General features: G+C 71.2%; 22 protein-coding genes. 11 read left to right on the forward strand and 11 right to left on the reverse strand.

Annotated features, from left to right (window positions below):
* The 4 genes from ACWDX9_RS39830 to ACWDX9_RS39845 all read right to left on the reverse strand — a co-directional run.
* A partial coding sequence (locus ACWDX9_RS39830) for a hypothetical protein (RefSeq protein WP_449963769.1) occupies window positions 1–258 on the reverse strand: 258 nt, incomplete at its 3' end.
* Window positions 255–893, reverse strand: coding sequence for a hypothetical protein (locus tag ACWDX9_RS39835; RefSeq protein ID WP_449963772.1), 639 nt, complete (start codon window positions 891–893; stop codon window positions 255–257). The genes ACWDX9_RS39835 and ACWDX9_RS39830, both read right to left, overlap by 4 nt.
* Before the next feature lie 12 nt (window positions 894–905).
* A complete protein-coding gene (locus tag ACWDX9_RS39840; RefSeq protein WP_364248660.1) occupies window positions 906–1,436 on the reverse strand; it encodes a phage tail protein in 531 nt (176 codons plus the stop codon).
* Between the two features lie 26 nt (window positions 1,437–1,462).
* On the reverse strand, window positions 1,463–2,962 hold the full coding sequence (locus ACWDX9_RS39845; RefSeq protein ID WP_449963775.1) for a phage tail sheath family protein: 1,500 nt from the start codon (window positions 2,960–2,962) through the stop codon (window positions 1,463–1,465).
* Window positions 2,963–3,128: 166 nt separating this feature from the next.
* Here ACWDX9_RS39845 and ACWDX9_RS39850 point away from each other — a divergent pair, with 166 nt between their 5' ends.
* The gene (locus ACWDX9_RS39850; protein ID WP_449963778.1) at window positions 3,129–3,860 is read left to right on the forward strand and encodes a DUF3592 domain-containing protein; all 732 of its coding nucleotides are present in this window, start codon (window positions 3,129–3,131) and stop codon (window positions 3,858–3,860) included.
* A gap of 16 nt (window positions 3,861–3,876) precedes the next feature.
* Here ACWDX9_RS39850 and ACWDX9_RS39855 read toward each other — a convergent pair whose 3' ends face one another.
* A complete protein-coding gene (locus ACWDX9_RS39855) occupies window positions 3,877–4,458 on the reverse strand; it encodes a carboxymuconolactone decarboxylase family protein (RefSeq protein WP_449963781.1) in 582 nt (193 codons plus the stop codon).
* A 49-nt stretch (window positions 4,459–4,507) separates the two neighbouring features.
* Window positions 4,508–5,890 (reverse strand): cytochrome b, encoded by a 1,383-nt coding sequence (locus ACWDX9_RS39860; RefSeq protein ID WP_449963784.1) that lies wholly within the window; start codon window positions 5,888–5,890, stop codon window positions 4,508–4,510.
* Between the two features lie 151 nt (window positions 5,891–6,041).
* Here ACWDX9_RS39860 and ACWDX9_RS39865 point away from each other — a divergent pair, with 151 nt between their 5' ends.
* From ACWDX9_RS39865 to ACWDX9_RS39890, 6 genes are all read left to right on the forward strand, one after another.
* Complete coding sequence (locus ACWDX9_RS39865) at window positions 6,042–6,527, forward strand: SigE family RNA polymerase sigma factor (protein ID WP_185075897.1); 486 nt, start codon at window positions 6,042–6,044, stop codon at window positions 6,525–6,527.
* Window positions 6,524–7,696 carry a hypothetical protein gene (locus ACWDX9_RS39870; RefSeq protein ID WP_449963787.1) on the forward strand — a complete coding sequence of 391 codons (1,173 nt, stop codon included), beginning with the start codon at window positions 6,524–6,526 and terminating at the stop codon, window positions 7,694–7,696. Before ACWDX9_RS39865 ends, ACWDX9_RS39870 begins: the two co-directional genes overlap by 4 nt.
* Before the next feature lie 142 nt (window positions 7,697–7,838).
* The gene (locus ACWDX9_RS39875; protein WP_449963789.1) at window positions 7,839–8,789 is read left to right on the forward strand and encodes a sulfotransferase domain-containing protein; all 951 of its coding nucleotides are present in this window, start codon (window positions 7,839–7,841) and stop codon (window positions 8,787–8,789) included.
* A gap of 55 nt (window positions 8,790–8,844) precedes the next feature.
* Complete coding sequence (locus tag ACWDX9_RS39880) at window positions 8,845–10,023, forward strand: peptidogalycan biosysnthesis protein (protein WP_449963792.1); 1,179 nt, start codon at window positions 8,845–8,847, stop codon at window positions 10,021–10,023.
* A 21-nt stretch (window positions 10,024–10,044) separates the two neighbouring features.
* The gene (locus ACWDX9_RS39885; RefSeq protein ID WP_449963794.1) at window positions 10,045–11,697 is read left to right on the forward strand and encodes a non-ribosomal peptide synthetase; all 1,653 of its coding nucleotides are present in this window, start codon (window positions 10,045–10,047) and stop codon (window positions 11,695–11,697) included.
* Entirely contained in the window at window positions 11,690–16,891 is a 5,202-nt protein-coding gene (locus ACWDX9_RS39890) for a type I polyketide synthase (protein WP_449963797.1), read from the forward strand. Before ACWDX9_RS39885 ends, ACWDX9_RS39890 begins: the two co-directional genes overlap by 8 nt.
* Here the strand turns inward: ACWDX9_RS39890 and ACWDX9_RS39895 are convergent.
* The gene (locus tag ACWDX9_RS39895; protein ID WP_449963800.1) at window positions 16,872–17,570 is read right to left on the reverse strand and encodes a thioesterase II family protein; all 699 of its coding nucleotides are present in this window, start codon (window positions 17,568–17,570) and stop codon (window positions 16,872–16,874) included. The genes ACWDX9_RS39890 and ACWDX9_RS39895 overlap by 20 nt on opposite strands.
* 69 nt (window positions 17,571–17,639) lie before the next feature.
* Here ACWDX9_RS39895 and ACWDX9_RS39900 point away from each other — a divergent pair, with 69 nt between their 5' ends.
* From ACWDX9_RS39900 to ACWDX9_RS39915, 4 genes are all read left to right on the forward strand, one after another.
* Window positions 17,640–18,362 carry a sulfite exporter TauE/SafE family protein gene (locus tag ACWDX9_RS39900; protein WP_350727512.1) on the forward strand — a complete coding sequence of 241 codons (723 nt, stop codon included), beginning with the start codon at window positions 17,640–17,642 and terminating at the stop codon, window positions 18,360–18,362.
* Between the two features lie 156 nt (window positions 18,363–18,518).
* Entirely contained in the window at window positions 18,519–19,169 is a 651-nt protein-coding gene (locus ACWDX9_RS39905) for a molybdopterin-dependent oxidoreductase (protein WP_449963817.1), read from the forward strand.
* Window positions 19,135–19,782, forward strand: coding sequence for a cytochrome b/b6 domain-containing protein (locus ACWDX9_RS39910; RefSeq protein ID WP_449963801.1), 648 nt, complete (start codon window positions 19,135–19,137; stop codon window positions 19,780–19,782). The genes ACWDX9_RS39905 and ACWDX9_RS39910 overlap by 35 nt, the downstream gene beginning before the upstream one ends.
* Window positions 19,783–19,830: 48 nt before the next feature.
* Window positions 19,831–20,382: a CGNR zinc finger domain-containing protein gene (locus ACWDX9_RS39915; RefSeq protein WP_449963804.1), complete on the forward strand. Its 552-nt coding sequence runs from the start codon at window positions 19,831–19,833 to the stop codon at window positions 20,380–20,382.
* Between the two features lie 16 nt (window positions 20,383–20,398).
* Here the strand turns inward: ACWDX9_RS39915 and ACWDX9_RS39920 are convergent, their stop codons facing one another.
* The 4 genes from ACWDX9_RS39920 to ACWDX9_RS39935 form a co-directional block, all read right to left on the reverse strand.
* Window positions 20,399–20,932 carry a hypothetical protein gene (locus ACWDX9_RS39920; RefSeq protein ID WP_449963807.1) on the reverse strand — a complete coding sequence of 178 codons (534 nt, stop codon included), beginning with the start codon at window positions 20,930–20,932 and terminating at the stop codon, window positions 20,399–20,401.
* 73 nt (window positions 20,933–21,005) lie between these two features.
* Window positions 21,006–21,338, reverse strand: coding sequence for a hypothetical protein (locus ACWDX9_RS39925; RefSeq protein WP_449963809.1), 333 nt, complete (start codon window positions 21,336–21,338; stop codon window positions 21,006–21,008).
* 70 nt (window positions 21,339–21,408) lie between these two features.
* Window positions 21,409–21,924 (reverse strand): hypothetical protein, encoded by a 516-nt coding sequence (locus tag ACWDX9_RS39930; protein WP_449963811.1) that lies wholly within the window; start codon window positions 21,922–21,924, stop codon window positions 21,409–21,411.
* Between the two features lie 31 nt (window positions 21,925–21,955).
* Window positions 21,956–23,256 (reverse strand): amidoligase family protein (locus tag ACWDX9_RS39935; protein ID WP_449963814.1); only part of this gene is annotated, 1,301 nt, incomplete at its 5' end.

Here is a 23,256-nt window from a genome sequence, read left to right on the forward strand (position 1 = left end):
CAGCGCGCGCTGTGGCAACGTGATCGGCAAGCGACAGATCGAGCAGCTGGTGGCCCGGGCCGCAGTCGACGTCGATGCCTTCTCCACCGAGCAGACCCGGGCGGCAGGGGCGGGGTCCGGCACGTCGGAGAAGGCGGGCGGTTCGGCCTGGGCGCGGCTCATCGGCGGCTGGTCCTCGTACAGCGAGGCCGGGCGGGGGCGGATGCCGGTCACCGGTTCGCGGCTGCGCGCGATCAGCCGCTGGACCAGGCCGCTCACGATCTCACCAGCCCCAGGTAGCACTGCCGCCGCCAGACGCTCAGCGCGAGGACCTGCGGCTCGGTCCAGCCATAGGCGGCGGCCAGGTCGTGCACCTCCAGCAGGGTCCTGCGGCACCAGCCGTCCAGCTCCGACCACAGGTAGCTGACGATGTCGAAGGACTCGGCCCACTCCAGCCCGCAGTCGGGGCACGCCAGGCACAGCTCGACGTCCACCAACGGGTCGGCCGCGGCCCAGGCCGCGGCCGTCTTCTCGATGTCCTCCACGTCGGAGCAGCGGCCGACGAGGGCTTCGCACGGGTCGCGCTCGGACAGCGCGGCGGCGACGTCGGCGCTGGTGGGCAGCCGGCACGGCGCCGAGGACGGCGGGTCGAGCAGTTGCTCCTGGTCGAAGGAGACCTCCACGTCCGTACCGCACTCCGGGCACGTGGACACGCCGTCCAGGCTGGAGCCGAACAGCGCGGCACGCAGCTCGAACAGAGCCCGGTCGCGCTGCCCGACGGTCAGGTGGGCCAGCTCGCCCGGGGAGCGGCCCGTACCGGCCGCGAGCAGGGCGAGGCCCTGCTCCAGCGGCGTGCGGTCCCAGCCCGCCTCCCACGCGTCGAGCAGCTCAGCAGCACCGGCCACCACTGTCACCAGGACCGCCCCTCAGGAGTCCTGCTCGGTGGGCTCGGTGACGCTCAGGTCGCGCACCCATCCCTCGTTCTCCAGCTTCAGGTGCTGGATCGCGATGGCGTTGGCGTTGGCGTCGAGGTCGGGCAGCGCCTGGAACTCCGACACCCAGCAGCGGAAGACCTGGTACGCCAGCACCTTCTGGCCCGCCTCGTTGAAGACCTCGATGACGAGGTCCTTCCTGAAGGCGGCCAGCGCCACCTCGCGGTCGCGCTGGTCGGGGCCGGCCTGGGCGTTGGCGTAGTTCCACACCTTGTTGGCCCACAGCTCGAACTCGGGGTCGTGGGTGACCCCGCGTTCCAGGGTGATCGGCTCGTACTTGGTGCGGCCCGGCGACTTGCGCGAGCTGGAGTGGTCGCCGCCGTCGCGGTGCTCGACCACCTCCGTGGTCCGGCGCAGGGCACTGACCTTGCTGATCCCGGCGACGTACTTGTTGTCCCACTTCACCCGGAACTTGAAGTTCTTGTACGGGTCCAGGCGAGTGGTGTTGACGGAGAACTGAACCAATGTCGCTCCTAGGGACTGGCCGATCGTCAGGCGTCGGGACGCTTCTGCTGGATCCGGATGCGCACGAACTCGGCGGGTTTCAGCGGCTGGAACCCGACGTCCACGTTGACGACGCCGACATCGATGTCGGCCTGCGGGTTGTTCTCCCTGTCGCACTTGACGAAGTACGCCTCCCGGGCCGTCCTGCCCTGGAAGGCGCCCTGGCGGAACAGGCCGTCCATGAAGGCGCCGACGTTCAGCCGGATGGAGGCCCACAGCGGCTCGTCGTTGGGCTCGAACACCACCCACTTGGTGGCGCGGAACAGCGTCTCCTCGATGAACAGGGCGAGCCTGCGGACGGGGACGTACTTCCACGGGTCGCCCACCTCGTCGTTGCCCCGGCAGGTCCGCGACCCCCACAGCACGTGCGAGTAGACGGGGAAGGTGCGCAGGCAGTTGACGCCCAGCGGGTTGAGGCCGCCGTTCTCGGCGTCGGTCAGCGCCACGGTCGCCGAACGTACGCCGGCCAGCGCCGCGTCCACCCCCGCCGGCGCCTTCCACACCCCGCGCAGGGTGTCGGTACGGGCGAACACCCCGGCCACGGTGCCGATGGGCCCCACGGTCAGGTCGGGGCCGCCCGCCGGGTCGGAGATCGTGAGGCGCGGGTAGAAGACGGCGGCGTTGCGCCCGGCGGCGCCGGTGACCGGCAGCCCCGCGCCCGCCCCCGAGGTCGCGTTGGCGACGCTGGTCCAGGAGAAGGGCGGATCGAGCAGCAGCATCGCCCTGCGGTCCACGCACAGCCGGGCCGCCGCGTCGATCACCGGCGCCCAGCGGGCGTCCCTGTCGTCGGGGCTCCCGGACGCGGGGGGCGCGAGCTGCGGCGGGATCACCAGCAGGTTGAAGATCGGCACGTCGAGCAGGGCCTGCATGCCGGTGCGCCGGACCGGGTCGCCGATCACGTCGGCGGCGTTGAGTGTCACGTCGGCCGCCGGAGTGACGGTTTTGTCCCCTTCGGGGGGCCGCTTGTCGACCGCGCTGCCGTCGGCCGGCCCGACCAGCCGGGAGGTCTCCAGCGCCCGGTCCAGCCACCTGCCGCGCAGGGCCGCGTCGACGGAGATCTCGTACGTCTCGGTCGCCTTGCCGGAGACCTTGATCGTCAGGGTGTAGTGCTTGCTGTCGGCGGGGTCGTGCTTGACGGTCGCCGTCAGCGTGTTGCCCGCCGTGCCCGGGGCCGTGGCCCGCAGCTTGACGCCGTCACCGAGGTCGATGGTGGCGTACTGGGTGTCGGCGCCGACCCGTACGACGATCGCCTTGGCGCCGCCGTTGAGGAAGAACTGGTAGACCGCGTAGCTCAGCTCGCTGCCGGTCCACAGCCCGCCGAAGGTGCTGTCGTACTCGGTCCAGCTGTTGATCGTCGTCGGGGTGCGCGGCCCCTCCAGCGCCAGGCCGACGAACGCCGCCACGGACGTGTCGACGCCGACGATCGGCCGGACCGCGCTCTCGATCTCCTCAAGATAGACACCGGGATAGGTGAATCTCGTCGCCATCGGCCTTCCTCGTCCTGTAGCCGCAGAGCCTCTGCAGGTAGTGTCGGCCCAGGCCATAACCCGGCCGTCACCTCACCGTCACTGCGCCATCACCCGGGCCCTGGACGAGCCGTTTCCCGGCTGGACCGCCGCGACCCTCATGGGGCCGATCGGGCACACTCGTCCTATGCGTAACGGACGGCTCTTCACCATCGTGGGCGGGATCTTCGGTCTGATCGGGCTGGTGCTGCTCTGCGTCGGCATCGCGATCGCCGCCTCCACGGCGGGCTTCCTGGCCTCGGCCGGACGGACCGACGGCACGGTGGTCGAGCTGACCGCGCGGACCAGCACGACCCGGAGTTCCGACGGCCATACCCGCCGCGCGACGTTCTGGTACCCGACCGTGGAGTTCACCGTCGGCGGCAGGCGGTACGCGTTCCAGAGCTCCACCGGCGGCAACCCGCCGTCCCATCAGAAGGGCGAAAGCGTGCCGGTCGCCTACGACCCGGGCGATCCGTCCGACGCGCGGATCGCGTCGTTCTCGTCGGTGTTCCTCGCTCCACTGATCTTCGGCGGGCTGGGGGTGGTGTTCACCCCGATCGGTACGGTCCTGTTCGTCAAGGGACGGCGGATCACGCGGCTGCGTGCCTGGCTCCGGGAGCGGGGACATCAGGTGTGGGCGGAGATCGAGCACGTGGGACGCGACTTCAGCGTGCGGGTGAACAACCGGCACCCGTACGTCGTCCATGCGACGTGGCAGGACGAGCGGACGGGCCGGACGCACACCGCGGCCAGTGACCACCTCCGCGACGACCCGGGTCCCCGCCTGCGGGGCCGGACCCGCGTTCGCGTGCTGTACGACGCCGCCGACCCCGATCGCAACCTGATCGACCTGGACGCGCTTCCGTCCCCGTCCTGACGGACCCGCGGGCCGGCTAGAGTGGCGCGCCGATCGCGAACACGTCCATCAGCTGCGCGAGGGTGCGGTAGTAGCCGATGAGGACGACCAGCTCCACGACGCCCTCGCGGCCGAGCGGTCCGGCCGCGACCGCGTACTCCTCGTCGTCCAGGGGGCGCGGGTCGTCCTGCAGCCGCCGGCACAGGCGGTAGGCCGCCGCCTCGACAGGGTCGGCGGAGGTGAAGGTGCCGGAGGCGAGCGTGGACAGCTCCTCTTCGGTGAGCCCGGCCGCGCGGCCCACCCGCTCGTGGGCGTACCTCTCGAAGTCGCTCCCGGTCGCCGCGGCGACGGCGAGAATCGCGATCTCGCGGGTGCGGGCGCTCATCCGCGTGCGGTACCGCAGCGCCGCGCCCAGTTCCTGGAGCGGGCCACCGAGGAGGGGCGCGTGCAGCATCACGCCGAAGGGCCCGTTGAGCGCCCCGTCCTGGTCCTGGAGCGCGAAGAGCTGGGGCCCTGCGGCGCGGGGACCCGAGGTGATCTGCCGGTGGAGGGCCAGCTGTTCCTCGCTCAGCTCGGCCTCGGTCAGTTTCGGAAGCCGCGGGGCGGGCGTGTCGCGCACGTCGATGTCCTGTTCGCCGGTGTGACGGTGGGCGGGGCGAGCGTACCTGTCATCGCCCTGAGGTGATCGCCGGCTCCCGCCGCGCCGGCGCCAGCCGTTCGTGGAAACCGCCGTCAGGGGAGCGCACGATGATCCCGGTCTCCACTCCGTGCTCGGCCACGTCGCGATCCGTCTGCTGGAGGGCCAGGCAGATCCACCGGGTGACGACGAAGGCGATGACGGGGCCGATGAGCACGGCGTACCTGAAGAAGATCGTCACGGCATCGACCGTGAGCTGGAACTGGTGGGCGAACTGGTCGTTGGCCGCGGCCGCCCACAGCAGGCCGTAGAACGTGACGCCGGCGACCGCGACGGCCGTCTTCACCGGCGTCTCGCGGGGCCGATCGAGCAGGTCGCGCGCGAGCGTCTCGCGGGCCATGCGGCCCGTCGTCTTGGGCCGGCCCAGCGCGTCGCGGCGGCCGCGTCGCGAGGCGAGGAAGCGCTCGGCCATCGGGTACGCGGCCAGGGCGGTGAAGAAGACCCCGGGGATCACCAGCGTGGGGACGATGACCGCGAGGCTGAGCGTGTAGTCCCCGACGGTGAGCTCCCACCCGGGCATGATCCGCAGAGCGCCGTCGAGGAACCCCATGTACCAGTCGGGAACCGAGCCCGCCGAGATCTGCGTCGGCGTCGCCGGGCCGTACAGCCATATGGGGGCGATCTGGAACCCGAACCCGAGGATGATCAGCATGCCGATCGTCGCGAGCGCCATCAGCGGGCGTACGCTCCGCCGCGCCGGCAGCGAGGCGACGAACCGGGAGTGGCCGTGCCGGCGTACCAGCAGCTCACGGGCGATCAGCAGCGCGGCCATGATCACGGCGACCAGCAGGTGGCCCCCGTACATGACCGGAATGACCCTGTCACCGGGGAAGTCCGGGCCGAACAGCAGCGACAGCGCCCAGGTGCCCACCACGGGGATGGACTGCACGACCGACTTGATCAGCCACAGGCTCCCGCCCGACAGCAGGTCGTCGGGCAGGGCGTTGCCGGTCTCGCCCGCGGCCATGCCCAGCGCCAGCAGCGTCACCCAGATCAGCCACTGCCCGGTGCGCGGGCGGCGGAACGCGCCGGTGAGGAACATCCGCAGCAGCTGCACCGCGACGGCCGCCACGAAGACGAGCGCCGCCCAGTGGTGGACCTGGCGGATGAGCAGGCCGCCGCGCACCTCCAGGCTCAGGTGCATGGTCGAGTCGAAGGCCCTGCTGACGAGGAGTCCGCGCAGCGGGCCGTACGAGCCGTCATAGGTCACCTGGGACATGCCGGGGTCGTAGAACACCATCAGCACCGCCCCGGTCACCGCCAGGACGACGAACGACCAGACGGCGATCTCGGCGAACATGAACGACCAGTGGGAGAACTGAAACGAGCGGCGCTTGGCCGGCAACGAACGCATGTGAGCCCCCTCAAACGTGCCTCACTCACCAGACGAAATCGGGCCGGGAGGTGTGACACCGAAGAGGCGCCGGTGACGGTGATTCACGTCACCACGGACCAGATTTCGCGGAGGCCCCAACCGTTCACCCCCTCTGGGACGTCTTGTCTACATGACGGATTCCGAGGCGTTCGAAGCCTTCGTCGCCGCCTGGCACCCGCGCCTGCTGCGGGCGGCCATCCTCATCAGCGGTGACAGGCATCTGGCCGAGGACGTCCTCCAGGATGCCCTGATCAAACTGGCGCGCCGCTGGTCGAAAGTGCATACCGACCCGGTCAATTACGTGCGTACCACCCTGTACAGGGACGTGGCGTCCAGCTGGCGGAGGCGGCGGGAATTCGCCTACGGGGAGCCGCCCGACCTGGCGGATCACGACACCTCGGGAGCGTCGGACCTGAAGGTGGTGTTCGCCCGCGCGCTGGCCAGGCTGCCGGTGAAGCAGCGGGCGGTGCTGGTGCTGCGCTTCTACGAGGACCTGCCCGTCGGGGAGGTCGCCGCGATCCTGCGGGTCTCGCCCGGGACGGTGAAGAGCCAGACGCACGCGGCGCTGAAGCGGTTGCGCGAGGTCGCTCCCGAGCTGGAAGAGGTGTTGATATGACGGACCAGAGGCTGCGGGAGCTCTTTGACGATCTCGCCGAGACGCTGCCCGAGGGGCCGTCCCGCGCGGGCGAGCTGTGGCGGCAGGGCACGCGGAGCCGGGCCCGCCGCCGGTGGACTGCGATCGCGGTGGCCGCGACGCTCACCGCGCTCGTCGCGGTGGAGATCGTCGTGTCCCCGGAGCCGGTCGAGCGCGGCATCACCGTGTACCCCAGCGTCACCCCCACGCCCACGATCCCGTCGACCCCGCCCATGGACACGGCTCCGCCGCCCGGCGGTGAGGCGGGGCTGCCCACGCTGGCGACCGGGCTGCCGCAGAAATGGGCCGGCATCCCCGCCGTGACCTCGGTTCCCGGACCCGTGCTGGCGCTGGCCGAGTTCGGCGCCGGGCGGATCTACCTGATGAAGTCCGGCGGCCGTGTCCCCCTCGATGTGAAGCTGAGCGATTCGGTGGACTCGGCCGGCAACGGCGGGACGGCGCTGAAGCCCAACTCGCTCTCTCCCGACGGGACGATGGCCGCCTTCCCACAGAAGGACGCGGTGGTGGTCGTCGACCTGGTGATCGGCCAGACCAGGCGCTACAAGGTGCCGGGGTTCAACGAGGTGGTGCTCTGGCGCGGCGAGCAACTCCTCGTCGAGCAGGAGAAGGCCAACTACCTGCTCGACCTGGCCACGGGGAAGGCGCGGCGGCAGTCGTACCGGGGCTTCACGGGTGTCGCGGGCTACCGCGACCTGAGGATCGTCTCGCCCGGCGAAGGCGGCTGGACGGTCATCCAGGAGGGCGGGTCGGAGGTGGTGCTGGACGTCCGGGGCCTCACCGGCGAGGGCGGCATGCCCGTGGGCGTCCTGGGCAACCACGGATGGCAGCGCGGCAACCTCGTCGCCAGGACCGCGTCCGCCCACGGCGACCAGCCGGGGAACGCCGACGTGGTCGTCGTGGCCGACGCCGACACGGGACGGGTGGTCAGGACGCTGCTCCTGCCCTGGGGCGACGCTCCTGACGCGAGGTGCGGGAAGGGCGGCTGTCCCGTACGCGGCTGGATCGGCCAGGACACGGTGATCCTCGAGAGCGGGGACAGGCTGCTCGGCTGGAACATCGGCACCGGCGCGCTGGCCCGCGTCGCCGAACTGCCCGATGAGGTGACCGCCTACTCCCTGCGCGGTTGGTGAGCCCGCAATTTGATCATCAAATGTCCAGACAGGGGGTTTACCGGAACAATTCCCGGCTAGTCAGATCAGTAATGTGGCCAAATCGCGATTTCTTATACGGAATGAACACGCACAATCAGATACCTTCCGTAACTCATGTGCAGTGATTAAACTCACACAAATGACGACGCATCTAGCTCGTTACCTCACACCGATGGAGGACAGCTCTCGGTGGGACGGGTTCCAATTCCGGCCTGGCGACATCGTCATCAATTCCCCGGCCAAGTGCGGCACCACCTGGACCCAGATGATCTGCGCGCTCCTGGTCTTCCAGACGCCTCAGCTGCCCGCGCCGCTGTCGAGCCTCTCACCGTGGATCGACATGCTCGTACGTCCGAAGCAGGAGGTCTGGGACCACCTGTCCGCGCAGCGACACCGCCGTTTCATCAAGACCCACATCCCGCTCGACGGCATCCCCACCGATCCGCAGGTCACCTACATCACGGTGGGCCGGGATCCGCGCGATGTCGCCATCTCCCTGCGCAGCCACGGCAAGAACCTCAAGCGCGAGGTGATCCGCCGGCTGATCCACCAGGCCGCCAACCCCGGCAACGGGGCGGCCGAGGCCCCGGTCGACGGCCATGACGAGAGGGACCTCCTCGACGAACGGACGTACTTGTTACGTTGGGTCGACAACGACGACTCGCCGTACGCCAACCTCGACTCGCTGCGCGCGCTGATCTGGACGCAGAGCCGCGCATGGGTCCGCCGCTCGGAGCCGAACGTCATCCTGCTCCATTACGCCGAACTCTCCGAGGACCTCCCCGGCCAGATGCGACGGCTCGCCGGACGGCTCGGCATCGAGATCGACGAGAGCAGGTGGCCGGAGTTGGTCGAGGCAGCAACGTTCCAACAGATGCGAAATCGCGCGGAGGAACTCGCACCCGATGAGCAACTGGGCTACATCCGCGATCGCGAACGCTTTTTCCGCAGCGGTAAGTCGGGCCAATGGCAGCAGTTCCTCACCGTTGAGGATCGAGCGCACTACGACCGCCGGATAGCCGAGTTCGCGGAGCCAGACCTGCTCGAATGGCTCCATCACGAGCCCGGCTGACCGTGACTGCGGTGTTTCGATGACGCACCAGAAAATTCCAGAAATACAGCCAGAAGTGCCCGGGCTCGTGACGGTCGAGCGCGTCCCCTCGTTGGACGACATCGCCGGGCGCGCGTGGGATGACGTCGCCGACCCGGGGGACCTGTTCCAGAGCCGCGCGTGGCTGCGGGCTCTGGAGCAATCCGGCGAAGCTCCCGTCACCTACCTGATCGCCCGTCAACCCGGGCACCCCCGGATCCTCGGCGCCCTTCCCCTCTATGACCCGCTCCCCAGTCGTGGTGACTTCCTGTACTGGCCGGAGCTCCACTTCCAGGACCTTCTACACGGCGCGGGCCCGCCCGGCGGCCGGCTGGGACTGCTGGCCGGTTCCCGCGCGGGATTCAGCACGCGGCTCATCGTCGACCGCACCCTGCCGGCCACGACCAGGACGGCGGTCCTGCGCGCGCTCCGGGACGCCGCCGGCGCCGTGGCGGCCGAGCGCGGGCTCCCGTACACCTTCTTCCTGTTCCTCGACGCCTCCTCATGGAGAGATCTCGCTCCGGTCGTCGGCGACGGAGATCACCACCGGCTGGCGAGCGTCGCGCAGACCGAGTTGGTGCTCCCCGGTGAGGGCTTCGAGGATTACCTCGCGACGCTGCCACGGAACACCCGCACCAGCGTCCGCAGGGAGGTGGGGCTCTTCGCCAGGACCTGTGCGACCGAGACCGTCCCTCTCCGCGAGGCCATCGCGACCGTCGCGCCGATGATCGTGAACGTGCGGGCCAAGCACGGGATGGCGTACGGCGTGGACGCGGTCACGCGCCGCCTCGCGCAGTACTCGTCCGCGCTGGGAGACGCCGCGGCGACGGCCGTGCTGTGCCGGGTGCGGGGCCACGTCGTCGGCGCCGGAGTCCTGTGCCGCTGGCATGACCGGCTGCACGTGACGGACTTCGGACGCCTCGACGACGACGCGCCGGACCCGTTCGTGTACTTCAACGCGGCGATCTACGAACCCGTCAGGCACGCCTATGCGATGGGGCTGTCGAGCGTCGTCACCGGCGCCGGGGCGGAGCTGGGCAAGGCCAGGCGTGGTTCGGCCGTGCTCCCGCTGACGCACCTGGCGTGGGCGGCGGCCGGAGATCGCCCGGACCGCCGGATCGACACCGCGCCGGCGGAGCAGCGCAGGAAGCACTGGAGCGAGCTACGCGGCGCGCACCCCCGGTACTTCCACTCGGCGTGGGATGAGCTGTTATGACCCGATCCGAGGGAGGCTAGCGTGAGCCGAGGGGACGAGCTGATCAGTCCTGTCCGTGACCCGGCCGGCATTGCCGCGCCGGGGCTTCTCGGACGGGTGCCACGCGACCCGGGCAGGGTCGCCCTGGTCCACGAGGGCCGTGACATCACCTTCGGCGACGTCGCCGCGCTCAGCGAGGACGTCGGCGACGCCGTGCGGGCTCACCGCCTGGAGGGCCGCGTGGTGGGCGTGCCGGCGGAGCGGAGCCCGGAGTTCGTCGCGCGGATCGTGGGGGTCTGGAGCGCGGGCGCCGTCCCGGCGATCCTCGGGGACTGGGGTCCTGAACGGGTACGCGGAGCGTTGACGGCCACCGGTGCCGCGGCGGCCTTCGGGCCCACCTTGACCGGTCTGGAGCCGCTGGACACCGGCCGGCAGCTCCATGGCCAGGACGTGGGAGAAGTCAGCCATGTCCTCTTCACCTCCGGCACGACGGGCAGGCCCAAGGGCATCGTCGTCGGACGGGCGGCCTTCGAGGCCGCCGGCGTGGCGTTCTTCAAGGAACTGCCCATGGACGAATCCGATCGGATCGCCTTTCTCAGCAGGCCCGGCCACGACCCGAGCCTGCGGGAGCTGATCGCGCCCTGGCTCACCGGCGCGACGTTGTTCATTCCCGACGGCCGCACGGCCTCGGATCCCCGGCTGACGGCGGCCTGGCTCGCCAGGCATTCCATCACCGTGCTCCAGGGCTCGCCGGTCCTCCTCCAGCTCATGGCGGGCTCGTCGGGGCTTCCGGTCGAGAGCCTGCGGCTGGTCTGCTCGGTGGGGGCCCGGCTCACGGCGGCGGCGCTGCGCTCGACGGCCCGGTTCGCCCCGCGTGCCACCATCGCCAACTGCTACGGCGCGTCGGAGACCCCGCAGGTCGTGTGCATGCACCAGGTGCCGCCTGGTGAGGGGGTCGCGAGCGAGGACCCGGTTCCCATCGGACGCGCGCTCGGCCACGCCTCTGTCAAGATCGACAGTGCGGGCCGGCTGCACGTGGAAGCCGCCGCCTGCGCGCTCGGCTACACCGACGGAACCCCGCTGCCGGCTCCCGGCCACGACGGCCGGCGCTGGTACGACACCGGCGACATCGTCCGCCGGCTGCCGGACGGCTCGATGTGCTTCCTCCGGCGGGCGGACCGGCAGGTCCAGGTCAACGGCACGCGCGTGGAGCTGGACGAGATCGAGGGAGCGGCCGCCCGGGTCGCCGGCGTCGTCGACGCGACGGCGACGTTCGTCGAGGACGGCAACGGGGTCGGATCCGTACGCCTGACCGTCGTGCGCGGCCCCACGGCGGCGGTCGACGGCGACGAGGTCCGTGCGGTGCTCAGCGACTGCCTGGACCCCGCGGTCGTGCCTTCGAGCATCGAGGTGCGCGACTCGCCTGGCGGGCAGGGTACGGACCGGGCGGCGACGCTGTGGGAGGTGCTGCACGAGAGCGCGCAGTCCGCTCTCGGCCGAGGCGGAGGACGGATCGACCCTGACGGCGGGTTCTTCGAGGCCGGTTTCACCTCGATGTCTCTCATGCGTTTCGTGGCGGAGGTCTCCGTGCGTCTCGGAACGGAGATCTCTCCCGTGCTCGTCTTCCAATATCCCACCCTGAACACTTTTGCCGATCACCTGCGGGAGAACCTGAAAGAAGGACGACATGGGTGACCTCGTTGAGCCGATCGCGATCATCGGGATGGCCGGTCGTTTCCCGGCCGCGGTCGACACCCGGCAACTCTGGAGCAACCTCGTGGCCGGGGAGGAGGCAGTGCGCTTCCCGTCCGCGGACGAGCTCCGGTCGAGGGGCGTGTCGCGCGAAGCGCTGGACGACCCGGCCTACGTGCGGGCAGTGGCGGAGCCTGAGGGCATCGACCTGTTCGACGCCGAGTTCTTCCGCCTGACCCGGCGTGAGGCCGAGGCGTGCGACCCGCAGCTGCGGCTGTACCTGGAGACCTCGCACGCCGCCGTCGAGAACGCCGGCTACGACGCTTCGAGACTCGGCAGAGCGGGCGTGTTCTCGTCGGTCGCCGCGAACCGCTACGGGATCGGCCGCGTCTTCGGCAACGTGGAGGCGCTACGGAGCGCCACCGGCATGGCGGCCGGCATGTGGAACAACCCCGACAGCGCCTCGACGCTGGTCTCGTACAAGCTGAACCTGCACGGTCCCAGCATGACCGTGCAGAGCGCGTGTTCGAGCTCGCTGGTGGCCGTGCATCTCGCCGTGAACGCGCTTCGCCTCCACGAGTGCGACGTCGCCCTGGCCGGCGGCGCCGACGTCGAGTTCCCCGTCGGTCACGGGTACTGGTGGGCCCAGGACGGCCCGCTGAGCCGGGACGGCCACTGCCGCCCCTTCGACGCGGCGGCCGGCGGCACGATCTTCGGCAGCGGCGTCGGCGTCGTGGTGCTCAAGCGGCTCGCCGACGCCCTGGCCGACGGCGATCGGATCTCCGCGGTGATCCGCGCCGTGGCCGTCAACAACGACGGCGCGAACAAGGTCGGCTTCACCGCCCCCAGCGCCGATCGGCAGGCGGAGGTCGTGCTGAGAGCCATGGAGGTCGCCGGCGTGGGTCCCGGGGACATCGGGTACGTCGAGGCGCACGCCACCGCGACCCGGCTGGGTGACGCCATCGAGATCGCGGCGCTGCGGAAGGCGTTCGGGGCGGCGTCGGGGCGGTGCCCCATCGGATCGATCAAGGGGAACGTGGGCCACCTGGGTCACGCGGCGGGGATCACCTCGCTGATCAAGGCCGCGCTGTCGCTGGACCATGAGCAGATCCCCGCGAGCATCAACCTCGAGGAGGTGAACCCGCTCCTCGGGCTCGGGGACTCACCGTTCTTCGTCAACGACACCCTGCGGCCCTGGCCTCGATCGGCGGGCCGCCGCCTGGCGGGGGTCAGCTCGTTCGGGATCGGCGGCACGAACGCGCACGCGATCCTCGAAGAGGCGCCGCCCCGCGCGGTCGCCCCGGCTCCGGGACCCACGCAGCTGATCGTGTGGTCAGGACGGACGCCGTCCGCGGCCGAGGCCTACCCGGAGCGGCTCGCCCGTTCCTTCGAGGAGAGCGCGGACCCGCTCTCCGATGTCTCGTACACGCTGCAGCAGGGGCGCACGCCGCACCCGGTCCGAGGCGCCGTGGTGGTCGAGAGCCTGTCCGACGCGGCCACCGCCGTGCTCGACCGCGCGAGGCGGATCGTCACGCCGGAGGAGCCGGCGGACCGGAGCACCGTGTTCCTGTTCCCGGGAGAAGGGGCGCAGCACGCCCGCATGGCGGCGGAGCTCTATCGCACCGAACCGGCGTTCGGCGCGGCACTCGACGAGTGCTTCGAGCTCTTCGAGGCCCACGGGCTGGCGCAGCGGCAGATCTGGGAGGGGGCGTCGGAAGGCCCGGAGGACACCGCCTTGCTCTTCAGCGTCGAGTACGCGCTGGGCCGGCTGTGGCTGGCGCTGGGCGTCGAGCCCGACGTGCTGCTCGGCCACGGCATCGGGGAGTTCGCGGCCGCCGCGCTCGCCGAGGTGTTCACCCTCCAGGAGGCGGTACGGCTGGTGAGCGCCCGGGCCCGGGCGCTGGGCGAGGCGCCCCAGGGCGCGATGGTGGCGGTCGCGGCCGACCTGGACACCGTGACGCCGCTGCTCTTCGGGAGCCTCGGCGTCGCCGTGGTGACCGGCGACCGGCAGACGGTCGTCGGCGGCTCGGTGGAGGACGTGCGCCGCTTCGAGGACGAGGTCCTCGCCGGGACGGGGCTCGCCGCCTCCCGGCTCAGAGCGCGGCACGCCTTCCACACCCCGGCCATGACGGGCGCCGCCGAGCGGTTCCGATCGGCCTTCGACGGCATCCGGCCACGCAGCCCGCGTTGGCCGGTCTGCTCCGCGTCCGCGGGCGGCCTGGTGGAGGCGGCGCAGCTGCGCAGCGTGGACTTCTGGGTCCGGCAGCTCACCCGGCCCGTCCTGGTCGAGCAGGCGCTCGATGCCGTGCTGTCCGGCGGTGACCGGGTGCTGGTGGAGGTGGGCCCCGGGCGGACGCTCACCACCCTCGTACGGTCACATCCCCAGGTGCGCGCCAAGCGGCACCTGGCGGTGCCGACGCTCCCGAACGGCCCGTCGAAGGGCGCCACCGAGCGCGCCTCGTTCCTCAACGCGCTGGCCCGGATGTGGACCCTTGGCGCGGACGTGAACTGGTCGGCGCTGAGTGCCACGGGTCCGCGTGAGCGCGTGCCTCTGCCGGGCTACCCGTACCAGCGCGAGCGGCACTGGATCGAGCGGGCGTCGCCGGGCGGCCCGCCCGCTCAGGAGGCGACGGAGCCGGCGGGCCGCGCGGTGTACCGGCTGCCCACGTGGGTGGAGGCCGCACCGGGCGGGTACCGCGACACTCCCGCCCGGGACCGGCCGCTGGTGTTCCTGCCCGACGATCCGCGACGAGCCGGCGAGCTGGCCGCCCTGCTCGGCAAGGCCGGGTGGGACGCGTTACGGGTGCGGCACGGCTCCTCGTATTCGGGGGCGGCGGACGAGTTCGTGATCCGCCCCCGGCACCCGGCGGACGTCGTCCGGCTGCTGGACGAGCTGAGAGAGTCGCGGCGATACCCGGACCTCATCGTCGACGCGACGCAGCTCGGAGATCCGGCCGAGCCTGACCTGAGCAACATCGACGACCAGCTCGACGCCGGTTTCCACCGGATCGTCGAGCTGCTGCAGGAAGCGGCCCGGCGGGCGCCCGACAAGCGTGCCCGCGACGTGCTGGTGGTCACCGAGCTGTCCGCGGACGTGACAGGCGGCGAGACCGTGCACCCGGTGCGGGCCATGCTGCTCGGGCTCCTGCGGAGCTACATGCTCGAGAACCCGCGTGCCAGGTGCAAGCTCGTCGACGTCCAGGGCGGCGCGATCGACGACCGGCTGCTCGGGGAGCTGCGCGGCCCCGAGCGATCGGAGATCGTCGCCCTGCGCGGGGATCGGCGTTGGGTCCCCGGCGAGCGGGAGCTCGTCCCTGGCGGGGTGGGCCCTGCCGACCTGCGGCGCGGGGGCGCCTACGTCATCACCGGCGGGCTCGGCGGCCTCGGCCTGGCCGTGGCGCGCGGGCTGGCGGACACCGGGATGCGACCACGGTTGCTGCTGCTGGGTCGCCATGCGACAGGCGGGCACGACGCCGAGCTCGCCGAGATCCGGGCGCTCGGGGCCGAGTGCCGCGTCGAGGCCTGCGACGTGACCGACGTGGAGGCGCTGCGGCGCGCGATCGACCGGGCGTCGGACTCCTTCGGGGGCGTCAACGGGGTGTTCCACCTGGCCGGCGTGGCGGGAGGGGGCATGCTCCAGTTCCGGACGCGGGAGCAGGTGTCGGCGACGCTCGCGCCGAAGGTCCACGGTACGTTGGCCCTGGTCGAGGTGCTGCGGGGCCGGACGGACCTCGACTTCTTCGTGGCCTTCTCCAGCCGCGCGGCGCTCAGGGGCCTGGTCGGCAGCGCCGACTACGCCGCGGCGAACGCCTTCCTCGACGCGATGGTGCGCCGCCAGCCCCTGGCCGGCTGCGCCTCGATGACCATCAACTGGCCGTCCTGGGCCGAGGTCGGCATGGCCGCCCGCCAGGGGCGGCAGCCGCAGGCCGGGCGCTCCGGACCGGGGGCGGAGGTGCGCCGGTGGTCGACCCCGCTGTCGGCCGAGGACTATCCGATCCTGGACGAGCACCGGATGAACGGCGTGCCGGTGCTGCCGGGCACGGCCCAGGTCGACTTCGTCCTGCGCGCCTTCCGCGAGGCGGTCGATCACCCGGACGGGCGGCCCGCGCAGCTGCGCCACATGGTCTTCCGGCAGCCGATCACCACCCCGGAGCCCGTGTCGCTCGAGGTCGGCTTCGAACCGCATGAGGACCTCTGGCGATTCACCGTCCGCTCCGCGCCGCTCCCGCCGTCCCCCGGCGACTACCGCGTCCACACGACGGGTGAGATCCGGCTGGCGGACGCGAGTGCGGACACGGTGGACCTGGACGGGCTGCGCGCGTCGCTGCCCGAGCGGCGGGTGCCCGCGAACGACCCTGACAACCGGCTGTTCACCATCGGTCCGCGGTGGCCGGGAGAGGAGATCTGGACCTCCGGGGAGGACGCCGGCACGAAGCTCGCCGTACTCACCTTTCCCGAGGCGTTCGACCACGAGCTCGACGAGCACGCCCTGCATCCCACCCTGCTGGACGCGGCGGTGTCCCTGGCGCGGGATCCTGACCACGAGCCTCCGCACGCGCCCTTCGCGTACCAGTCGATCGTGGTGCACCGGCCGATCCCGGGGCTCGCGTACAGCCACATCCGCCGGCGCCCGAGCGGTTCGGACACGATCGTGGCCGACATCGACGTGCTGACGGCCGGCGGTGACGTCGCCGTCGAAGTCAGGGGCTTCACCATGCGCCGCGTCGACGAGTCCATGGTCGCGGCCGAGACCTACCGTGAGGAGCGGGACCCGGGGATCACGCCCGCGGCCGGGGTCGGCATGTTGCTGCGCATCCTGGGCGGGCCCGGCCACAGACAGGTGGCGATCACCTTGGCGGGCGAGGACGCGGTCCTGAAGAACCCCGAGGTCACGCCGGACGACGATGCGGAAGAGGACGCGTCGCCCGATCGCATCTCGGATGGAGCGCCGTCGGACGAGGTGTCGCTGGAGGCCCGGCTGACGGAGATGTGGTGCGCCGAATTCGGTGTGGAGTCGGTCCGCCCCGACGAGGACTTCTTCGAGCTGGGCGGCGACTCCTTCGCCGCCGTGGGGCTGGTGGAGGAGATCCGCAGGGGTTTCGACGTGGATGTCGGCATCGCCGTGATCTTCGACCACCCGACGGTGGCCGAGCTGTCCGCCGAGCTGCGGCGGCTGCTCAGCCGCGAACCTTCCTGACCCATTCGCGAAGGGTCTCGGCAGGCAGGTCCTCGACGATCTGGTGGCCGCCGTCGATCAGGTGGACCGAGAGCCACTCCGTCGTGTACTGGCTCCAGTCGTCGAGGCACTCGGTGTCCCAGGAGCTCGCATCGTCTCTGGCGCCGACCGCGACGATCGGCGCGTTGAGCACCGGGCGCGGGTCCGACTCCAGATAGCGGTTGAGGAGGCGGTACTCGGACCGCCAGAGACGTGCGTACTCGGGGAGGGCCACCGTGTCCAGGATGTGCGGCGGCGCCTCGATCTCCTCGGCCAGCGCCCGGTCCGGCAGCTCCGCCAGAGGCGAGACAGGCGTGCGATGCGGCGGGTACTGGCACATGACGACGATGCCGCGAAGCTGCCGCTCCAGGTGCTTGGCCGCCTCCAGGCAGACCAAAGCGCCCATGCTGTGGCCCACGAGCACGACCTCCGTGGCACCGGAGTCCGCGACGAGGGACGCGAGCGCCGCGCCGCGGACGTCGACGGAGGGCACGCTCATCGGCTCGCTCCAGCCGGCCCTTCGGATGACGGGTTCCCGGCCCGGTTCGTTCCACCGGTCCACGAACTTCGTCCGGCCTCCCAGACCGGGAACGAAGATGACGGCCTGGTCGTCATCGAGTGACGGGCTGACGACGTAACTCGCAGATTCCTGACCACTCATGTAATTCGCTCCTAATTGACCCCTGACAATACTGGATCATTTAAATGGATCTATGGCAAAGTGTGATAGGTGTCCACGCTGCTTGCCGCCGCCGTGATCATCCTGATTGCTTCAACGGTGCACGCCGTGACCGGATTCGGGTACGCCCTCGTCGCCACCCCGCTGCTGGCCCTCGCGGTCGACCCCCATACAGCGGTGGTCTCCACCACGATGTCCGCCCTGGCCATGACCATCACGATCGCCGTACGTCAGCGTCACCACGCCGAGTGGAAGGTGGCCATGATCGCCATGGCCGGCATTGTGCTCGGCCTGCCGATCGGCCTCTGGGTGTACGGAGTGACGTCCGAGCGATTGCTCACGGCGCTGATCGGGGTCGGGGTCTTAGGCTGCACGGTGATGGTGTGGCGGCGCGTGAAGGTGCCCGGAAATGTCCCCGTATTGGTGGGAGTCGGTCTCGTGTCCGGTGCGCTTTCGACGTCCACCGGCACCAATGGGCCGCCGATGGTCGCCGCCTTCCAGGGCATGGGCTACGAGCCCGCCAAGTTCCGCGCCACCCTCTCGGCGGTGTTCGCCGGCACCAGCGTGTTCAGCCTGATCGGGTTCGCCGTGGCCGGCCAGGTGAACACCCAGTCGCTCTGGATCGGGCTGGTGGGCCTGCCCGTCGTGCAGCTGGGGTGGTTCGCCGGCAACGCGATCTTCAGCCGGATCGATCCGGATCGTTTCCGCAAGGTGGTGCTGGCCGCTCTCCTCGTCAGCGCGGCCGTGACCCTCGCCAGCGCGCTCAACGGCTGACGCCTTCGAGCGAAACGCGCACTCGGGGACAATAGTGACGGAAGTCTTACGGGACTCCGCCTTTCCGCGCAGCCAGGAGCCGCGGCTGCTCGAATCGCCCATGTGACTCATGAACGACACTCAGCGGAGAGCGGCCCGCCCATCGCGCGACGGGTGATGCTCTCGATGCTCGGCGCGGGCGCCGCCGGCCTCGCCGCCGCGCCTCTCGTGCGGAGCGGCTGGGAACGGCTCCTCGAGACGGCCTCCCAGAACGACCCCACCGGGCTCAGCGGGCTGCTGCCCAACCCGGGCGGCTTCCGGTACTACAGCGTCGCGGCCTCGGTGCCCAGGAAGACCGCGGCCGACTACCGGCTGGAGATCGGCGGCCTGGTCGAGCGGCCGGGGACGTACACGCTGGACGGGCTGCGCGCGCTGCCCCAGACCCGGGTCGTCGGCGAGGCACGGTGCACCGACGGCTGGCGGGTGCCGGACGTCCCCTTCTCCGGGGTGCTGCTCTCGCACCTCCTCGACGCGGCGGGGGTGCGCTCCGAAGGCAAGGCGGTCCGCTTCACCTGCTTCGACGGCGTCTACAGCGAAAGCCTCACGCTCGAACAGGCCCGCCGGGCCGACGTGCTGGTGGCCCTGGACATGCTGGACGCGCCGGTCACGCACGCCCACGGCGGCCCGGTTCGGCTCTACGTCGCCCCGATGTACTTCTACAAGTCCGCCAAATGGCTCTCCGGCATCTCCGTCACCGACCAGGTCATCCCGGGCTACTGGGAGGAGTACGGCTATGACGTCGACGGCTGGCTCGACCCGGCGGCCTGAGGGCTCGCGGCGGCGGTTCAGCCGGGGCGAGCGGCTGGTCCACCGCGCGACCGCCGGGCTCATGCTGCTGTGCGCGGGGACGGCCGCCTGCCTGTACTTCCCGCCGCTGGCCCAGCTGGTCGGCCGCCGCCACCTGATGGTCGTCGTGCACGAGTGGTCGGGGCTGTTGCTGCCCGTGCCCGTCCTGCTCGGTCTCGCCTCGCGGGCGTTCCGCGCCGACCTGCGCAGGCTCAACCGGCTGGCGCCGTACGACAGGGAGTGGCTGCGCGCGGTACGCGGGCGTATCCCGGGCCCGCGCCCGGCCGGCAAGTTCAACGCCGGGCAGAAGGTCTACGCCGGGTGGATCGCCGGGGCCGTGCCGGTCATGACGTTCACCGGCCTGCTGATGTGGTTCACCGGCCTGCTGCCGGGGATCCCCCGTGCGAGCGCGATCTTCGTGCACGACCTGACGGCGGTGGCGATCGCCACCGTCGTGATCGGGCACATCCGGCTGGCGTACCGGGACCCGGAGGCGCGGCGCGGGATGCGTACGGGCTGGGTGACGACCGCGTGGGCCAGGAAGCACCATCCCCGCTGGCTCGACGACGGGACGGACGGCCAGTCACCGGCCTGAGCGGTGACGGACATTGCACGGCGAGACGTCACCTGTCAAACTGGTGATGTGAAGCATGTCTTTCTGTGCGGCAACCCCGCGCTCGACCTGGCCTGCACGCTCCGGGCGCGCCGCACCACGCGCTTCGAGACGCTGGACGCCCCGGACCGGCTCGACGCCTGGTATCTGGAGTCCGGCATCGTCGACGCCGTCTCCCCCTGCCAGGAGGCGGACCTCGTCCAGGCGGTGGCGGTGCGGGAGGCCGTCTACGCGCTGGTCACCGCCCGGCTGGCCGACGACGGGTACGACGACGAGGCGCTCGCCCTGGTGAACGGGACGGCAAGCAAGCCGCCGGCGACCCCCCAGCTCACCGCCAAGGGGCGGTGGGTCGAGGCGACGCCGGCGCAGGCGCTGTCCACCGTGGCGCGGCACGCGATCGAGCTCCTCAGCGGCCCGGAGGTGCCGCTGATGAAGGAGTGCGCCAACCCCGAGTGCACCAAGGTCTTCATCGACCGCTCGCGGGGCGGGCGGCGGGAGTGGTGCGGCATGGACTCCTGCGGCAACAAGATCAAGGCGGCGGCCTACCGGGCCCGCAAGAAGGAGACGGCCGGGGCCCGCTGACCCCGGCCGGCGGCGATCAGGCCGGGTAGTCCTTGGGGTTGATCTGCGTGGTCTGCGCCCTGCCGCCCTTGACCGGGTGGAGGGTGATGGTCCAGATGCTGTACGAGGTGGCGGTGGTGACGAACTTCAGCCGCTGGTTGAAGCGCTGGTAGGCGGCCCCCACGGCGAACCTGCGCTTGCTGGTGCTGAAGCGGGAGCCGGTGGTGAAGTAGATCCGGTACGAGCCGTCCCTGACGTCCTTGATGCTCGCGGACGACTTCGCGCGGACGTAGATGCTGATCGCCTTGGTCCTGCCCTTGACGAGGGTGACGACGCCGTCCCTCGGCGTGCCGTTCTTGATCTTGAGGACGCCGCGGCCGCCGCTGAGGCCGTCGTAGACGATCCTGCCGTTGCCCGGGCGGGCCGCGGCGGCGTTCTGCGGGGCCAGGGCGACGGACTCCGTGCCGGTCACGGCGGTGGCGCCGGCCGGGGAGGCGGTCAGCAGGCCGGCGGTCAGCGCGACGGCGACGGCACCGGCCCGCAGGGCGGCTCCTTCGAGAGGCTTCTTCACGACGAACATCTCCTTGGGCGCATGGTCACAGCCAGGGACAAACATAGAAGAAACCGGGCGGATCGCGTACCTGTTATGTCACAGGAGTGCTCCTCACGAAGTCGCGGAGGTCGCGGGACAGCTCCCGCAGGCTCGCCTCCACGCTGTACATCATGTGTCCCCCGGCGTAGCCGGCCGTCCGGACGCGTTCGCGGGGCCAGGCCGACTGGCGTACGGCGTGCCGGGCGGCGCCGATCGTCGTCGTGAGGTCGAACAGGCCGGTGCGGATGAGCAGCCGCATCGCCGGCGCCCGCTTCATCGCGCGGGCGATGGAGTCCATGTGGGGCCAGTCCCCGAAGGGGGACGTCGCGCCCCATCGCCAGACGTCCGCCGGGGCACGGCCTTCGGCGTCGGCGGGCGGCTCCATGCCCCGGTAGTCGCCGGGCCGGAAGTCGTGCTTGGACAGGCGCAGGTTCCGCTCGGCCCAGGGGCCGGCCTCAGGTGTCCTCCCGCGCTCCCACGACGATCACGCCGGCCGTGTGCAGGCTGGTCAGCAGGGTCCAGTCGTCGGCCGGGTCGAGCCAGACCTGGAGCTCCGCCGGCCCCGACGGCCGCGGCAGCGCCCCGGCGGGCTCGTAGAAGGCCGAGACCAGGACCAGGGGCACCGGCGCCTCCCATCGGGAGGGGGCCGGTGGCTCGTGCCGGCCGCCGAGCAGGACGGCGCGCTCGGCCTCGTCGCAGGCGTCGAGCTGCGGCCCGGCCGCGAGCTGGGCCTGCACCCTGACCTGCACGTCCATCGCGAGACCGACCCGCGCCGCGGCGCGCTCGCCGTCGGTGGCGAGCGAGGCGTAGCCGGGGATGAGCATCCCGGCCAGCTCGGCGGCGTCGTCGGCGTAGCCGCGGTAGGCCCCGTCCGCGTGGATCATTTCGTAGCGGTACGGCCGGCCGTCGCCGTTGACCGGGGCGGCCGGAGGCGGCTCCGCCGCCGAGGAGTTGCGGATGATCATGGCCACCGGCCGGCCTCCCGTTCCGTGGTGAGGTCGTTCACGCCGCGGGCGCCCAGCGGGTGGCGGCGAACAGGGCGGTGAGCTGCTCCTTGTCGGCGGCCCGCCAGAACAGCTCGTCCATCAGGACGCGGAAGGAGAGGCTTCCCCGCTCGGTGAGGTCCAGCCCGGGCTCCTGCTTGAGGAGCTCGGCGTGGGCGCCCAACTGGTCGAGCCGGCCCAGGTTGGGCAACTGACCCAGCGTCGCGGTGCGGAAGGCCGCCTCGACCTCCGCGAGCGACACCTTCACCCGGGACTGGATCACGGCGGGGTCGAGCGAACCGTCCCACAGCCGCCACTCGACGTGGTCTTTCGCGGTCCCCTTCATGCTCTCCATGTTCACCGCGGACTTGCGGCCGTTGAGATTGCGCACCGGGGCTATCGACCGGTAGCCCTCCGTGGGGAGCCGGTTGGGCTTGCATTGCGCCACGCCCCGGTGGCTTTCCCGCTCCGGATTGTGCCCGAGCCTGAACAGGGTGTCGGTGTGCAGGCCCCCGTGGTTCAGCAAACTGGTGTAGTTCTCCACGATGTGGTCGAAGTCGTGCGTGCTCACGTGGACGTGCCCGCCGGTCGAGGCGCCGGCCGTGCCGCCGTGCGCGCGGATGATCTCGGTGGCGACGAGGAGGTTCTCCCACGTCGCCGGCTCGTCGTACAGGATGGGCGAGATCAGCTCGCCGTCGACCGTGCCGTCCTGCTCCAGCCTCCAGAGGCCGCGTCCGCCGTTCTTGCCTGACCGGTAGCCCTCGTCCCGCATGGTGTGGTAGTCCTGCACCTGGGCGTCGGCGGTCAGGCCGGCCTTGTGCAGGGCACGGGCGATGGCCTGCAGGGCTTGGCGGGCGTTGTGCTTCGGCAGCTCGAACTCGATCTCCACCCCGAAGCCGCGCCCGCCGTCCCGGGCCGCCAGGGACGCGGTGGCGTTCTCCCGCATGTAGGGGATCACCGCCTCTCCCCTGACCGCGCGTTGCACCGCCTGATCGTAAGCGTGCCGGTACGCCCCGAAATCCCCCGTGAAAGAGACCTCGGGGCGATCCGGCCAGCGCTGCCACGCCCGGGTGCGGGCCTCCAGCGAGGCCACCATTTCCTGCTTGGCCACGACCAACGGGTCCTGGCCGACCAGGCGCGACACGGTGCGACGGAGGGAGGACTGGTGGAAGGCCTCCTTCGCCTGCGCGTGCGCGTGGACCGCGGCCTGCCGGGCGTCCCGGACGGCCGCGGGCGACAGGTCGTGCAGGCCCGGCGGGACCTGCTGCGGGTCCGGCCGTACGACGTGCGTACACAGGACGTCGAGCAACTGCTGCCTGT

The sequence above is a fragment of the Nonomuraea sp. NPDC003201 genome, from assembly GCF_053590415.1.